Here is a 15235-nt window from a genome sequence, read left to right as displayed (position 1 = left end):
GCATGTAAAGGAGAATACTATGTCAGAAGTAAAAAATCTAAAGTATTATATTGAAACATGGGGCTGTCAAATGAATGAAGAAGACTCTGAAAAGCTTTCAGGAATGCTTAAGAGAATTGGATATACAAAAACTGAAGCTAAAGAAGAAGCTTCAATTATTTTATTTAATACATGTTGCGTAAGAGAAAATGCTGAAAATAAGGTTTATGGAAACTTAGGACTACTTAAGAAACTAAAGAAAAAAAATCCTGATTTAGTTATAGGTATCTGTGGTTGCATGATGCAACAAAAGGGAATGGCCGACAAAATTTTAAAAGAGTTCCCATATGTTGATATTATCTTCGGTACACATAACTCTTATAAGTTCCCTGAATACTTAAATAGAGTAAAGACTGAAGGGGTTCAAGTTAAAGAAATATTTGACAAAGAAACTGAAATTATTGAAGGTATTCCTGTAGATAGAGAAAGTTCAATAAAAGCATTTGTTACTATTATGTATGGATGCAATAACTTCTGTACTTACTGTGTAGTTCCTTATGTTAGAGGAAGAGAAAGAAGTAGAAGACCTGAAGAAATTGAAAAAGAAATTAAGGAACTTGTAGCTCAAGGCTATAAAGAAATAACTCTTCTAGGGCAAAATGTTAACTCATACGGTAAAGGGCTAGAAGAAGAAATAGATTTTGCTAAACTTCTTAGAAGAATTAACGAAATTGAAGGTCTTGAAAGAGTTAGGTTTATGACATCTCACCCTAAGGACTTAACAGAAGATGTTATTATGGCTATTAAAGAATGTGACAAGTTATGTGAACAAATTCATCTTCCAGTTCAAAGTGGTTCTGATGAAATCTTAAAGAAGATGAACAGACACTATGATAGAGAAAAGTACATGAGCTTAATTAAGAAGATTAAAGAAGAAATTCCAGAATGCTCAATAACAACAGATATTATTGTTGGGTTCCCTGGAGAAACAGAAGAAAACTTCTTAGACACTTTAAATCTTTGCAAAGAAGTTGGATATGATTCAGCGTTTACTTTCATTTACTCAAGAAGAAACCATACACCAGCTGACAGAATGGAAAATCAAGTTCCAGATGATGTTAAGCACGAAAGATTCAACAGATTAGTTGATGTTATTAATAAAGGTGTTATTAATGGAAATAAGGTTTATGAAGGTAGAACTGTTGAAGTTCTAGTTGAAGGACCATCTAAGAATGATGAAACTAAGTTAATGGGTAGAACAAGAAATGGTAGACTTGTAAACTTCCCAGGAGATTCTTCTATGATTGGTAAGTTAGTTAATGTTCACATAAATAGAGCTCAACCATTCTCATTACTTGGTGAAATAGTTGAATAATTAATTTAATTAGAAAGTAAGAGGAGACCCAAAATCTCTTCTTACTTTTTTTATTCATTATTCATCCATTGTGCAAATAAGATTATTGTAAGAATAAAATTATTTGGAGGATGAGTATGAAAAAATGTATAACTTATGCAATTTTTTGTTTAATTATATTATCATTTGTAGGTTGTGGAGATAATAAAAGGAAGATTGAACCTGAGATAAATAAAAAGAATGTTACATTTAAATTAGATGAGAAAATTAATATTAATGGATATAGTGAGGTGAACAGCATTACTACAGATCTTGATGGTGATGGTGTTGGAGATATCATAAAATTACTTGAGAAAGATAGCAATGATGAAAAGAAAGCTTATATTCAAATAGTTGATGGAAGTAACCAGAAAACACTTTATGTTAAGGAAGTAGATCCAATGAGCATAGAAATAGTTGATGCTAAAGATACTACTGGAGATAAAGTGATGGATATATTAATAGATGTTAAGGCAGGAGCATCAAGCCATTACTCTCTTCTTTATATATATAAAGACGGGGATTATGTTGTGGCTGAAGAAGATGTACCTAAGTACGATAAAGGATTTTTAATGGACAATTCATATTATGTTATGGATATAAAGAGTTACAAGTATTATAAATATAACATTCCTGAAGATAAGAAGAAGTTTTATTTAGATAGTGGTTTCTATGATGAGTCTGGAACCCCTACAAATAAGCAGGACAATTATACCCAAGAATCTAGTGGTGGGATTTTAAAGGATATAGATGGCGATAATATATATGAGCTTTTACACAGGTTCTCTTTAAGGGATGCTTCAATTGATGATAAAATAATTGATGTAGTTGAAATAATGAAGTATGACAATGGTATATTTAAGCTATTAGAGGTTAAAGGCGATGAAAGGAATATTCCTCACTATGACTACAGCGGGCTTTCTATAGAGGATATAAGGCATAGGATTTATGACTATACTGGAAAAACTCAAGATGAAGTAGATTATAAGTATACTGAAGATAATCTAAACCTTCCTGAGAATATAGATAAAGATTATTATAGATTCTATATTATTCATAATAGTCCAGACGGAGGATATCAAGCAGATTCTATAGTTCTTGTAAATAAGATTACACTACAGATGTATAGATATTATGTAGATGGTCAAATATTACCATTGGAGAGTTAATTTTTTGGTTAAATTATGTAACGATATGGTATAATTTAATAAAAAACGAAGTGGAGATAATAAAATGATATACAGCGTTATAAACATGGATATTGTTCATTCGCGTAAAATCAAAAATAGAATAGAAGTTCAAAATATAATTAAAAATTACTTAAAGTCTCTTAGCAACAAGTATGAAGATAAGCTTTTAACTCCTATTACAATTACCTTAGGAGATGAGTGGCAAATAGTTCTTAAGGATATTTCTAAAAGCTATACTATAATCACTGAAATTAATGAGTTTTTAAGTAATTATGGAATAAAAACTTACTCTGGAATAGGAATTGGATCTATAAGCACTGAGGTTTATAATAGAAGCTCTAATATGGATGGAGAGGCTTTTATAAATGCTAGAAATGCTTTAAATCTATCTAAAAAAGGTGGAGGTTTAATTAACTCTAAAGCTAATAGAGTGTTATTAAATGAGTATTTTGTAAGTAGAAATGAGGAAGTAGCAGTTTCCTTAGAAAATGATAATTTAAATAGTAAATTAGATTTAGTAAGTGTAATTAACTCTTTAATTGAAAGTACAGAGATATTACTTAATAAAATAACTCCTAAACAATGGATAGTTATTAAAGGGTATAGGAAAGCTGGTTCCTATAATAAAATGGTTGAAGAAGGCATATCTAATTCAAAGTCAGATATATCTCAAAAGTTAAATTCAGCAGAATTTTTTGTGATAGAGAATAATATAAGGATTATAGAATCTCTATTTGCTCAGTATAAGGAAAGATAACTATGAATTTTACATTGTTTTTAATAGCTTTAATATCACATGTTCTTGGAGATTTTGTTTTTCAACCAGACAAAATTGTAAAAGGAAGGGAAGCTATATGTTTGAAAAATACAAAGGGTTATATCTTATCAGCTAGATATAATCTTATACATGCATTTATTCATACCATAATATTTTTAATTTTAGTATTCATAGTAAATTATACTTCTTTACTTGATTTGAGTAACTATTTACTAAGCGCAATTTTTATTTTGTGTATTCATTTTGTTATAGACTATGGCAAGTGTTTCTATAAGTGCAATGTGGACAAGTTACCCTATAAGCTTAGTAATTTATGTCTGTTCATTTTAGATCAGATTTTTCATTTTATAGCTTTATATATTATTTTCATAGTATTTAACAATATAAGCTTTTATGAATTTTTAGAATATATTAATTTTCTTAAAGGTAAATTAGTACCTTATAATAACTTTTTAGCTATATGTTTTATTTTATTGTTTTGTACCTATGAGGTTGGATATTTTTTAAAGTTTTTGTTAAATACCATTACTAGAAGTAATTATGAAGAGGATGAAGGTGCCAAAAATGGTGGTTTTATAATAGGTGTTTTAGAAAGAATTTTTATCATAATATCAGTAGTTTGTACTCAATATGCTTTAATAGCAGTAATATTAACTTTAAAATCAATTGCAAGGTTTAAGAAGTTTTCTGAAGATTACTTTGTAGAATGTTTTATTATAGGTACTTTAGTAAGCTTGGTAACTGCTTATATAGCTGGTCTTCTTATCTATAAATTAATATAAAGAAAATTAGAGCTAAGAGAATATATTATTACTCTTAGCTTTATTTAATTCTTCTCTTGCTTTAATAAAGGCTTCTCCATCAAGGCAATTGGTTGGAAGAGAGAAATCCTTAATAGATATTTCACCAATTCCTATTCCAAAGTAGAAATTAATGTTTGAGGGTAATGCATTCTTGAAGAATCGTTGTATTTCTAAATGAGGACTATTTATAGTCAATAAACCTTCCCATTCATCTCCGCAAGTTATACAAAATGGGCTTAATATATATTCTTTAAAAATTCTATTACACTCTTTTATTAAAGTTATTAGAGTCTTTTGAAGGTCTTCTCTATTTGAAATTTTTCTAGAATCTTTTATATCAAATATCAGAACCTTGTACATATTTCCTCCAGTTTAAGTGCTCTATAGGGTTAAGCTATTTTTATAAACCTTGCATGAGTTAAGTTTATTTTATTAACTAATGAAAGATTTATATAATTTTATTAACCTATTACTTAATAATAATTTATGGATTTAGTGGTGTTTTGCTATTGTTATTAAAATATATCTAATTATAGTAGTTAGACAGAAGAACTTCAGTTCTGTTATTATATAAATAGATTAATCTAAAGAAAATGTGGTGATTTAATGTTAAAGCAAGCCTTAATAGAAGGATTTAATAAAAGTACCTGGGGTAAAAATGAAAAAGATGGGGGAAGAGTATTCAAAAATGATTTGATTTCAGATTTAAATTTTGAGGGAGATAGTGAAAGAATAGTTCTTACTAGTTCAGTTATTTCTGAAGATTTATATAGCCAGTATTCTTGTAAATTAGATATAGATAAAAGGAATAAGGAAGTAATATTTTCTCATTGTAGTTGTAATACCTTTGAAAAGAAGAGTAGTAAGAGTGGATATTGCTGTAAGCATCTTGTGGCTACCTTTTATAAGTTTATTAATTCTTTAGAGGAAAATCCAAGTATAAAGGATGAACTAGGTTTAACTGAAGCTAAAGAGGAACTTATAAAGAAAACAGAAAGCTCTATACTAGATTTACTGCTTGGTGAAGAAAAAAAGAAGGATAAGATAAAGATAGAGGTCATACTTAATAAAATACAGTGGACAGGAAAACTAGGAGCAGAATTCAAAATAGGTCTTGAAGGAATGAAGTCTAACAAGCTATATACACTAAAGGATATCGATGCTTTCTTAGTTGGGCTTTATAATAGAATATCTATTCCTTATGGAAAGGACTTTATATTTAACATAAAGGAACAGCGCTTAACCTCATCAATTAAAAGACTAATAAAGTTTATTGAATTATTAAAAGAAATTGATTTATCCTCTAATTCCTTTAGGAAGGTTAATGAAAAGCTTGTTTCAGGAAAGCAGATTGTTATACCTAAAGCTCTTTTAAGAGAGTTTATGACTATAATAAAGGACTTTAGAGTTTATTTAGGAAGTGGCTTTTATTCAAGATTAATTGAAACAGAAATTTTAGAGGAGAATATCCCTCTTCCTATGAATTTAAGGGATTTAGGTAACTTAATTAAGCTAGAAGCTCCTCGTGGTATTCCAGAAGCCTTAAATGATACTAATGATGTATTTATGTTCAATACTACAATATATTTACCATCATATGATCAGATTGAAGGGATAACTCCATATTTAGAAGCCTTCAACCACGGAAACTCTATATTCTTTACAAGAGACGAAGAAGAAAGAGTTCTTAGAGATTTAATACCTTCTATGCAAAAAATTAGTGATGATATAGAACTATCTAAATCTTTAAGCAATAAGGTAGTTATAGCACCTGTGTCTTTTAAGTTCTATTTTGATAAAAGTGATGATATATTCCTTACATTAAAGGTTTGTTATGATAAGTATGAATTTAACTATTTTCATAATCTAAATAATAAGGTTATATATAGAGATACTAATAAAGAAGAAAAGGTAATAAGAAAACTTAGAGAATTAGGTTTTGAAGAAGTTAATGATACCTTTAGATTTTTTAAGGATGATGAGTACATATTTAAATTTTTTAAAGAGGACATATTAGAGCTTCATGAGTATGGCGAAATATTTTACTCAGATAGATTTACTGGTATAAAAAATCTTTCTTCTAATGCATTTAAGGGTGAAGTTAGAAAAGGTAAGTATGATTATTTTGAATTTAAGTTTAAACTTGGGGATATTAAGAAAGATGAAACAACAAATATTCTAAGGGCATTTAGAGATAGCAAAAAATTCTACAAACTTTCAACTGGTGATTTTTTAGATTTAGAAGAAATAGAACTAAATAAGCTTCTTAAACTACTAGATTCCTTAAATGAAGATAAAGAAATTAGTGAAAACACTATAGAATTTAATAAGAATAAAGGTATGTATGTTGAGGATTATCTACAGGATAATGGAATAACATATGTAAAAGGAAGAAGGGGGCTAAAATCCCTTAAAACTACCCTAGGAAAACTAAAGGGAAAAGAGTTTCCTATTCCAGATAATATAAATGCAAATTTAAGGGAATATCAAAAAATTGGATTTTCATGGCTTAAGACTCTAGATTATTTAGGTTTTGGAGGGATACTAGGGGATGAAATGGGACTTGGAAAAACTCTTCAAACTATAACTTTCCTTGCTTCAAATGAAAAAGCTTTAAGTTTAATAGTAGCTCCAACTTCCTTAGTTTATAACTGGTATAAAGAGTTTAAGAAATTTGCCTCTAACATAAGAGTTGGTATATTACATAGCAATAGGGAAGAGAGAGAAAGTATATTAAAGAATAGAGATAAGTATGATGTTTTAATTACAACCTATAACCTAATAAAGAGAGATATAGATCTGTATAAGGAAATAGAATTTGATTATTGTATTTTAGATGAGGCACAAAATATAAAGAATCCGTCTTCTCAAAATGCTAAGTCAGTAAAAAGTATTAAATCAAAGAATAGATTTGCATTAACTGGTACGCCAATTGAAAATTCTCTTATGGAGCTATGGAGTATTTTTGATTTTATAATGCCAGGATATCTTTATGATGAAAAGAAATTTGCAACAAGATACCATAGAAGACTTGAAGAGGATGAATGTTTAATACAAGACTTAAATAGACTAATTAAGCCATTTATACTTAGAAGATATAAGAAAGATGTTATAAAGGAGCTGCCAGATAAGATTGAAAATAGATTAATAGTTCCCCTTGATGATGAGCAATTAAAAGTGTATTCAACATATGTTAAATATATTCAAGATATAATCGAAAAGAAGGTTCAAGATGATGAACTCTCTAAAAGCAAAATTGAAATATTATCTTATATTACAAAGCTTAGACAGATTTGCTTAGACCCTTCTATTGTTATGGATGATTATAAAGGAGGAAGTGGTAAGATAGATGCACTTTTAGAAACTGTTGTACAAAGTATAGATGAAGGACATAAGATTCTTGTATTCTCTCAATTTACATCAGTACTTAGTAATATTTCTAAAGTATTTAAGGAGAATGAAGTATCACATTACTATTTAGATGGGTCAACTCCAATAAAAACAAGGAATAAGATTGTTGAAGATTTTAATAAAGATGATACTTCAGTATTCTTAATTTCTCTTAAAGCTGGAGGAACAGGATTAAATTTAACTAGTGCAGATATAGTTATTCATTTTGATCCATGGTGGAATCCTGCTGTAGAGGATCAAGCAACAGATAGAGCCCATAGAATAGGTCAAAAGCATGTTGTTGAAGTAATTAAGATGATTTCTGAAGGTACTATTGAAGAGAAGATTATATCGCTTCAAGAAGAAAAGAAAAATTTAATAGACAAAGTGGTAGGTAAAGATATAGAACTTGGTGAAAATATTAGCAACTTAGATGATGAAGATATCCTAGCACTTTTCAAGAGATAAATATTTTGTAGCTGGCTATAAAAAATACAGATAGCCAGCTACTTGTTTTTCGTTTACAAATATCTTAAATTGTATATGAGTAGATATTTTGCAAGATATAAACAAAAATTTAACAAAAGAAGAGGATATCCATGGAGTATAATCAATTACGTTATATTGTTGAAGTTGTGGAAACAGGTAGTATATCAAGAGCTGCTTCCAACTTATATATTTCTCAACCTAATTTAAGTGCACAAATTAATTCTTTAGAAAATGAGTTAGGACGCATTATATTTGAAAGAACAAATAAAGGAGTCAAACTAACTACAGAAGGTAGAGAAATATATCATTATGCCAAAACCTTAGTAAATCAATTTGAGCTAACAGAAAAGAAACTCTTATATGATTATAACGACAATAAAATTAAAATAGCTTCATTTGGATCATGTATAGTTAGAAGGAAATTCACAGACCTATGCGCTATATTTAAGAATAAAAACTATGAATTCATTTTATATGATGATAATTTTGATGATGCAATAGACAAACTCATTAATAGAGACGTAGATATAGCCTTTATACAATATAGCCACTATCAAGAAAAAAATATTCTAAAGTATCTTGAAAATGAGAATTTAGAATATGTAGAGCTTATTGAAGGTGAATTAAAGCTTCATGTAAATGAAAGTTCCCTGCTAAACCATAGAGATTATATGTCTGTCGATGATTTAAATGGATTGTTTTGTGTAAAAAAACAGCAACTATTTAGAGGACTATTTAATTTAAATTATGAAGTTAAGGAACTTGGATTAGATACAAATAAAAAGATAATTAGAGTAAATGATTCTAAATCCTATGAAGACATACTGATAAACTTACCATCTTTCTCAGTATGTGTAGATTGGAAAACAGAATATAACTTTAATGGCTATTTAAAAAGAATACCTTTCAAAAATAAAAAAATTGTTATGAAATGTTCAGTAGTAAAAAGAAGAAATGAGCTCTTAAAAGATGAATTGAAATTATTAATAGAAGAAATAAAAGCTTTATCGTAAAGTAATAGGGGGAAATACAAATGAAAAGAAAGATATTAACAGCTATAATTACAGGGGTAATCACAATAGGATTAATTGGTTGCGGAAGTGATGCAGCTAATGATAATAAAAATCCTCAAACTCAGGGAAATGATGTTACGGCAGATGGAACAACATCAGCCTCAGCAGATGCATCAACATCAGCATCTATAGTTCCAGAAAATTTAGTACAAGACTACAAACCAAAAGGTTTCACTGATTCAAAGAAAAAGAAAGCTTTATTTGTAATTGGTGATCCAAGAAAAGATAGCGTTAACTATGACCTTGCAGTAACAGCTATGAAACATTTTGAGGAAAAGAATGTAGAGGTTGAGGTAAGAGACTTATATGATATGAAATTTAATCCAGTTCTATCTTTAGAAAACTTCTATTATGCTAAGGATGGTAAAGGAGAACCAACTCCAGAAATTAAGAAAGAGCAAGAATATGTTACAAAGGCAGATTACATAATATTCTGTTATCCAAATTGGCACGATACACCTAATGCTATAACTAAGGGATATATGGAAACTGTATTTGCTAAGAAGTTTGCATATCAAGATACAGACAAAGGATTAGAAGGAATGCTTAAAGGAAAATCTATATACACTATTATGAATGCTGGATTCCTAGGTGGTGGAAGAGGCTATATAGGCGATGGCGTAGAAGGTATGGATAATGAATCTTGGGATATCTATATGAATGCCTTCAAGGTATTAGATGACGATACAGCAGATTTCTGGGGAGTAGAAAATTACGGTAGATTTGTTAACGATAGAACCCCTAAAAATACCTCTGATAACTATGAAGTAGAAATAAATGAACTAAGAGAAACATTAAAAAAAGAATTAAATAAGGTTTACTTTAAATAGTAATTATAATTAAAAAACTTTGCTAAGATACAAATTCTTAGCAAAGTTTTTTAATTTTACACTAGGATATTTTTAGATAACTAAAAGTTAGCTCCATTCCATCCCCAATTATCTACCTCTTCAAATTTAACATAAATAGATTTTGGAGGAATATTAAGAGCTTCTTTATATAAATCACAAATTTCTTTAGTAGCTCTATTCAAAGAATCTTCAGTGGCACGTCCAAACATCTTAACCTCTATAAAAGCGCCATAATCTAATTTTTCACCTTTAAAATAAAGTGGAAAATTATCTTGAAATCCTAACATTAAGAATTTTTGTGATTTTCCAGGAATCTCATCTATAATTTTTCCTAGTTCATCTTTTAAAGACTCCTTCTGATTTTCAGAAAGAGATACTGTAACCTTCGAATCAATAAATGGCATGTACATCTCCCTCTCTTTTTATTGATATTTTAATAATATATTGTACTTCATAAAAATGTGCAAAAATTCATTAGTAAAATTATGGTAATTATATTTTAACATTCAGAATTTCTAATGTAAAGCATCTGACAACTTTTATTTTTCAATAAGTTACTATGCTATAATATATTCACTTTTCCAATAAAAAATTACAATCATGAATAATATTTTTCTTTAAAATTTACAAATAAAATCTCTTTAGCAATTTATAAGCCATTATGATAAAATATATCTGATAAAATAGATAATTATTTAGAAATTTGGAGGATGGAATAATGGCGTTGACTCCTATGATGAGACAATATGTAGAAATTAAAGATAAATATCAAGATTGTATACTTTTTTATAGAGTTGGTGACTTCTATGAAATGTTCTTTGATGACGCAAAGGAAGCATCAAGAGCTTTAGAGTTAGTTTTAACAGGAAAAGATTGTGGACTAGAGGAGAGAGCCCCTATGTGTGGTATACCATTCCATGCAGCAGCTACATATATTCCAAGATTAATTTCAAAAGGATATAAAGTTGCTATATGTGAGCAGGTAGAAGATCCAGCTTTAGCTAAGGGATTAGTTAAAAGAGATGTAATTAAAATTATTACTCCTGGTACATATGTAGATACTAACGCTACATTAGAGAATTTAAATACATACCTAGTAGCCATATATGAAGATGGCAATAATATAGGTTTAGCTTCTACTGATATTAGTACAGGTGAATTTAAAACTACTTCATTTACTAATTTAAGAACAACTCTTTTAGATGAGCTTACAAAGATTAATCCTAAAGAGGTGATTGTAGATATTAATATGCCTGAAGAATTAGCCCATGAGATATACACCTATACAAATGCGTTAATTACAAGAAAGCCCCTAGATAGCTTTAAGGTAAATGATGAGGAACTTATAAATCAATTCTCTGAAGCAGAGGCATCTGGTCTTGAAGAAGCATCAAAAAATGCATCTAAGGTATTATTAAAGTATATATATGAAACTCAAAAGATGAGCTTAACAAATATAAACTTCCTAGAAAAGTATGACATTATAAACTTTATGACTATAGATGGTAACTCTAGAAGAAACCTAGAACTTACAGAGAGCATAAGAGAGAAATCTAAGAAGGGTTCTCTTTTGTGGGTATTAGATAAAACAGCAACGTCTATGGGAGGAAGATCCTTAAGAAGATGGATAGATGAGCCTCTTATAGTTAAGGAAGAAATAGAAAAGAGATTAGATGGGGTAGAGGAGCTATTTAGTAATATAGCCTTTAATGAGGATTTAAGAGCTTCTCTTAAGGAGATATATGATATAGAAAGAATCTTAGGTAAGATATCTTCATGCAATGTAAATGGGCGTGATATGGTATCACTAAGAACTTCTTTAGATAAAATACCAGGCATTAAGGAACAACTTAAGAACTCAAACTCATTACTACTTAAAGAATACTATAACAATTTAGATGAATTAGATGATATAAGAGATATTCTACATGAGGGAATTTTAGATGATCCATCAATAGCTTTAAAGGAAGGTAACATTATAAGAGATGGATACAATGAAATGGTAGATGAACTAAGGGGAGCAAAGCTTCATGGTAAGGAGTGGATAGCCTCCTTAGAAAATAGTGAAAGAGAATTTACTGGAATTAAATCATTAAAGGTTGGATATAACAAAGTATTTGGTTACTATATTGAAATATCTAAAGCTAACTATTCTTCTATACCAGAAGGAAGATACATAAGAAAGCAAACCTTAGCAAATGCAGAGAGATATATTACATCTGAGCTTAAGGAGATGGAAGATAAAATCTTAGGTGCAGAAGAAAAGCTTGTAAACTTAGAATATGAACTATTTGTAGAAATAAGAAATAAGGTAGAAAGTCAAATAGCAAGACTTAAAAAGACAGCTAGAATCATTGGTAACTTAGATTCACTATCTACTCTAGCATTAATTGCTTTAGAGAATGATTATATAAAGCCTACTATAAATGAGACTGGAGATATTCATATAGTAGAGGGAAGACACCCAGTAGTTGAAAAGGTAATTAATAAAGGTGAGTTTGTAGCTAATGATACTACATTAAACAGAGAAGATAATCAATTATTACTTATAACAGGACCTAACATGGCTGGTAAGTCTACATATATGAGACAGGTAGCCTTAATTACTTTAATGGCACAGATGGGATCTTTTGTACCAGCTAAGGAAGCTAACATATCTGTATGTGATAAGATATTTACAAGAATAGGTGCATCTGATGACCTAGCAGGTGGTAAGTCTACATTTATGGTAGAGATGTGGGAAGTATCAAATATATTAAAGAATGCTACATCAAAGAGCTTAGTGCTACTAGATGAAGTAGGAAGAGGAACATCTACCTATGATGGTTTAAGTATAGCTTGGGCAGTAATAGAACATATTGCTAAGAATAATAATTTAAGATGTAAAACGTTATTTGCTACTCACTATCATGAACTAACTAAGCTTGAAGGAATGATTAAAGGAGTTAAAAACTACTCTGTATCAGTTAAAGAATTAGAAGATAACGTAATATTCCTTAGAAAGATTGTAGAGGGCGGTGCAGACCAATCTTATGGTATAGAGGTTGCTAAGCTTGCTGGACTTCCTAAGGAGGTTATAGGAAGAGCTAAAGAGATTCTAGAAGGGTTAGAAGGAGAAGGTAGTGTAGAAGTATCTCATAAAGAGTACGTAAGAGAAACTGCTGTTACTATAGATAACTCTAAGGTAGAAGAATTAGAATGCAAAATAAATGAATTAAAGTCTACAAACAAGGGATTAGAAGAAAAACTTAAAGAAAAAAAGAAGAGAGAAACTTCTGCTCCAATGCAAATGGACTTTACACAAGTAGAAAAGGAGGCCTTAATTAATGAGATTGTTAATTTAGATGTTTTAAATATGACTCCTATGGATGCTATGAATACATTATATAAATTGATTAAGGATGCAAAGAGTTTAAATTAGGAGATGGTTGTATTTGAAGAGAATAAACCTTTTAGATCAAAATACATCAAATAAGATAGCAGCAGGGGAAGTTGTTGAAAGACCTTCCTCCGTTGTTAAGGAATTAGTTGAGAATAGTATAGATGCAAATTCAAATAATATAACAATAGAAATTGAAGAGGGTGGAACAACTCTAATTAAGATAATAGATGATGGAGACGGTATTCATGCAGAGGATGTTAAGAAAGCCTTTCTTCCTCATGCCACAAGCAAGATAAAAACATCAGAAGATATATTCTCCATAAGTACCTTAGGTTTTAGGGGAGAAGCTCTTCCTTCAATTTCATCAGTATCAAAGGTAAATATTAAAACAAGAACAGAAGATAATGACTTTGGTAAAGAGCTTATAATAGAAGGTGGAGAGTTTATATCCTTTGAAGAGTGTGGAGTTAATAAAGGAACTACTATAGAGGTAAGAGATATATTTTATAATGTACCTGCTAGAAAGAAGTTTTTAAAGAGTATCTCAAGAGAAGCTTCTATAATCACAGATATAATAAATAGAATTGCCCTATCTAACCCTAAAATTAGTTTTAAGCTATATAACAATGGCAAGAAAGTTTTACATACCTATGGTAATGGTAAACTAAGTGATGTAGTTAGAACTATATACGGAAAGACTATAAGCGAAAACACTCTTTACTTTGAACATGTAGAAGATGAAATTACTCTATATGGCTATATAGGAAAAGAAGAAATATCTAGAGGGTCTAGAAATAACCAAAGCATATTTGTTAATGGTAGATATATAAAACATAAGACTTTAGTAGCTGCTGTAGAAAATGCTTTTAAGTCCTTTAGTACAGTTAATAAGTTCCCATTCTTTATTTTATTTGTAGAGGTTTATCCAGACTTTGTAGATGTTAATATCCATCCAACTAAGGCTGAAATTAAGTTTAAGGATGATAGGCTTTTATTTAAAAAGGTTTTTGATGCTGTACATTCTGCATTAAAAGAAGATGTCTTTAAGACCTTCTCTATACCAGAAGAAGAAAAGGATGTATATAAACCAGAGGAAATAGAAGAGATAAGATTAAATATATCTCCAAGAATGGATGAAGAAGTTAGTTTTAAGAAGTATGCCCCTCAAGAAGTAACAGAGGTTAAGCTTCCTATAGATTTAAAGCCTGAGGTTAAATATGAGCCTTTAAATGAGCTTGTAAAGGAAGATAAGGTAGAACTTAATATTGGAGTTGAAACAAAAGAAGAGCCTGTGAAGGAGATAATAAAGGATAAAGGAACACCTAAGTTTCCACCTCTTAAGCTTATAGGTCAGTTTAATAAGACTTATATTTTAGGGGAATATGATGAGGTTCTATACATGATAGACCAACATGCTGCTCATGAAAAGATTCTTTTTGAAAGATATCTTAAAAGTATAGAAGAGGACACCTTAGTAGTTCAACCTTTATTGTTACCTACCTTAATTCATCTATCCATTGATGATTATGCTTACTATGAAGAGAATAAAGGAGTATTTTCTAGGGCAGGATTTACATTAGAAGATTTTGGTGGAAATTCTCTTTCTCTTAAAGAGGTTCCATATTTCTTAGGGAAACTAGATCCAAAGGAGCTTTTCTTAGGAATACTAGACAATATTAAAGAGTTAGGAACAGGTAAAACTACGGAGGTAAAATATAATAGAATAGCTACCATGGCTTGTAAGTCTGCAGTGAAAGGAAATGATAATTTATCTGATATAGAGATGGTAAAACTTATTGATGAACTAAGATATATAGATGATCCTTTCCACTGCCCACATGGTAGACCAACTATAATTAAGTTTACAAATTATGACTTAGAGAAAAAGTTTAGAAGAATAGTATGAG

At 29.5% G+C, this 15235-nt stretch carries 11 protein-coding genes; 9 read left to right on the top strand and 2 right to left on the bottom strand.

What is annotated here, in order from left to right; genetic code table 11:
• Nucleotides 1–19 precede the first annotated feature (19 nt).
• From miaB to DR024_RS12780, 4 genes are all read left to right on the top strand, one after another.
• Nucleotides 20–1354: a tRNA (N6-isopentenyl adenosine(37)-C2)-methylthiotransferase MiaB gene (gene miaB / locus DR024_RS12795; protein WP_099313387.1), complete on the top strand. Its 1335-nt coding sequence runs from the start codon at nucleotides 20–22 to the stop codon at nucleotides 1352–1354.
• A 116-nt stretch (nucleotides 1355–1470) separates the two neighbouring features.
• Nucleotides 1471–2541, top strand: coding sequence for a hypothetical protein (locus DR024_RS12790; RefSeq protein WP_111918950.1), 1071 nt, complete (start codon nucleotides 1471–1473; stop codon nucleotides 2539–2541).
• Nucleotides 2542–2605: 64 nt separating this feature from the next.
• A complete protein-coding gene (locus DR024_RS12785) occupies nucleotides 2606–3319 on the top strand; it encodes a SatD family protein (RefSeq protein ID WP_027097857.1) in 714 nt (237 codons plus the stop codon).
• A gap of 2 nt (nucleotides 3320–3321) precedes the next feature.
• The gene (locus DR024_RS12780; RefSeq protein WP_055184156.1) at nucleotides 3322–4122 is read left to right on the top strand and encodes a DUF3307 domain-containing protein; all 801 of its coding nucleotides are present in this window, start codon (nucleotides 3322–3324) and stop codon (nucleotides 4120–4122) included.
• Nucleotides 4123–4134: 12 nt separating this feature from the next.
• On the opposite strand, the gene DR024_RS12775 is transcribed toward DR024_RS12780, so the two are convergent.
• A complete protein-coding gene (locus tag DR024_RS12775; protein ID WP_055184157.1) occupies nucleotides 4135–4503 on the bottom strand; it encodes a SatD family protein in 369 nt (122 codons plus the stop codon).
• Between the two features lie 246 nt (nucleotides 4504–4749).
• Between DR024_RS12775 and DR024_RS12770 the strand changes: the two genes are divergently transcribed.
• The 3 genes from DR024_RS12770 (at nucleotide 4750) to DR024_RS12760 (ending at nucleotide 9925) form a co-directional block, all read left to right on the top strand.
• The gene (locus tag DR024_RS12770) at nucleotides 4750–8001 is read left to right on the top strand and encodes a DEAD/DEAH box helicase (RefSeq protein WP_111918948.1); all 3252 of its coding nucleotides are present in this window, start codon (nucleotides 4750–4752) and stop codon (nucleotides 7999–8001) included.
• A 131-nt stretch (nucleotides 8002–8132) separates the two neighbouring features.
• A complete protein-coding gene (locus DR024_RS12765) occupies nucleotides 8133–9035 on the top strand; it encodes a LysR family transcriptional regulator (protein WP_111918946.1) in 903 nt (300 codons plus the stop codon).
• Nucleotides 9036–9055: 20 nt separating this feature from the next.
• On the top strand, nucleotides 9056–9925 hold the full coding sequence (locus DR024_RS12760; RefSeq protein WP_027097862.1) for an NAD(P)H-dependent oxidoreductase: 870 nt from the start codon (nucleotides 9056–9058) through the stop codon (nucleotides 9923–9925).
• Nucleotides 9926–10005: 80 nt separating this feature from the next.
• Here DR024_RS12760 and DR024_RS12755 read toward each other — a convergent pair whose 3' ends face one another.
• Nucleotides 10006–10350, bottom strand: a complete 345-nt coding sequence (locus tag DR024_RS12755; RefSeq protein ID WP_027097863.1) for a phenylpyruvate tautomerase MIF-related protein — start codon at nucleotides 10348–10350, stop codon at nucleotides 10006–10008.
• 314 nt (nucleotides 10351–10664) lie between these two features.
• Here DR024_RS12755 and mutS point away from each other — a divergent pair, with 314 nt between their 5' ends.
• Together mutS and mutL are read left to right on the top strand one after the other, a co-directional pair.
• Entirely contained in the window at nucleotides 10665–13367 is a 2703-nt protein-coding gene (gene mutS, locus DR024_RS12750) for a DNA mismatch repair protein MutS (RefSeq protein WP_055184160.1), read from the top strand.
• A gap of 13 nt (nucleotides 13368–13380) precedes the next feature.
• On the top strand, nucleotides 13381–15234 hold the full coding sequence (gene mutL, locus DR024_RS12745; RefSeq protein ID WP_055184161.1) for a DNA mismatch repair endonuclease MutL: 1854 nt from the start codon (nucleotides 13381–13383) through the stop codon (nucleotides 15232–15234).
• Nucleotide 15235 lies beyond the last annotated feature (1 nt).

Source organism: Clostridium paraputrificum, assembly GCF_900447045.1.
In the GTDB taxonomy this organism is placed as follows: domain Bacteria; phylum Bacillota; class Clostridia; order Clostridiales; family Clostridiaceae; genus Clostridium; species Clostridium paraputrificum.
Note: the sequence above shows the minus strand (reverse complement) of the source record. Positions and strands in the feature narration are given on the sequence as shown.

Bases quoted from the DNA above. Each gene is read 5' to 3' on its own strand.
- DR024_RS12785 (WP_027097857.1), top strand. From the start codon at position 2,606: ATGATATACAGCGTTATAAACATGGATATTGTTCATTCGCGTAAAATC.
- DR024_RS12775 (WP_055184157.1), bottom strand. From the start codon at position 4,503: ATGTACAAGGTTCTGATATTTGATATAAAAGATTCTAGAAAAATTTCA.
- miaB (WP_099313387.1), top strand. From the start codon at position 20: ATGTCAGAAGTAAAAAATCTAAAGTATTATATTGAAACATGGGGCTGT.
- mutS (WP_055184160.1), top strand. From the start codon at position 10,665: ATGGCGTTGACTCCTATGATGAGACAATATGTAGAAATTAAAGATAAA.
- DR024_RS12760 (WP_027097862.1), top strand. From the start codon at position 9,056: ATGAAAAGAAAGATATTAACAGCTATAATTACAGGGGTAATCACAATA.
- DR024_RS12765 (WP_111918946.1), top strand. From the start codon at position 8,133: ATGGAGTATAATCAATTACGTTATATTGTTGAAGTTGTGGAAACAGGT.
- DR024_RS12790 (WP_111918950.1), top strand. From the start codon at position 1,471: ATGAAAAAATGTATAACTTATGCAATTTTTTGTTTAATTATATTATCA.
- DR024_RS12770 (WP_111918948.1), top strand. From the start codon at position 4,750: ATGTTAAAGCAAGCCTTAATAGAAGGATTTAATAAAAGTACCTGGGGT.
- DR024_RS12780 (WP_055184156.1), top strand. From the start codon at position 3,322: ATGAATTTTACATTGTTTTTAATAGCTTTAATATCACATGTTCTTGGA.
- DR024_RS12755 (WP_027097863.1), bottom strand. From the start codon at position 10,350: ATGCCATTTATTGATTCGAAGGTTACAGTATCTCTTTCTGAAAATCAG.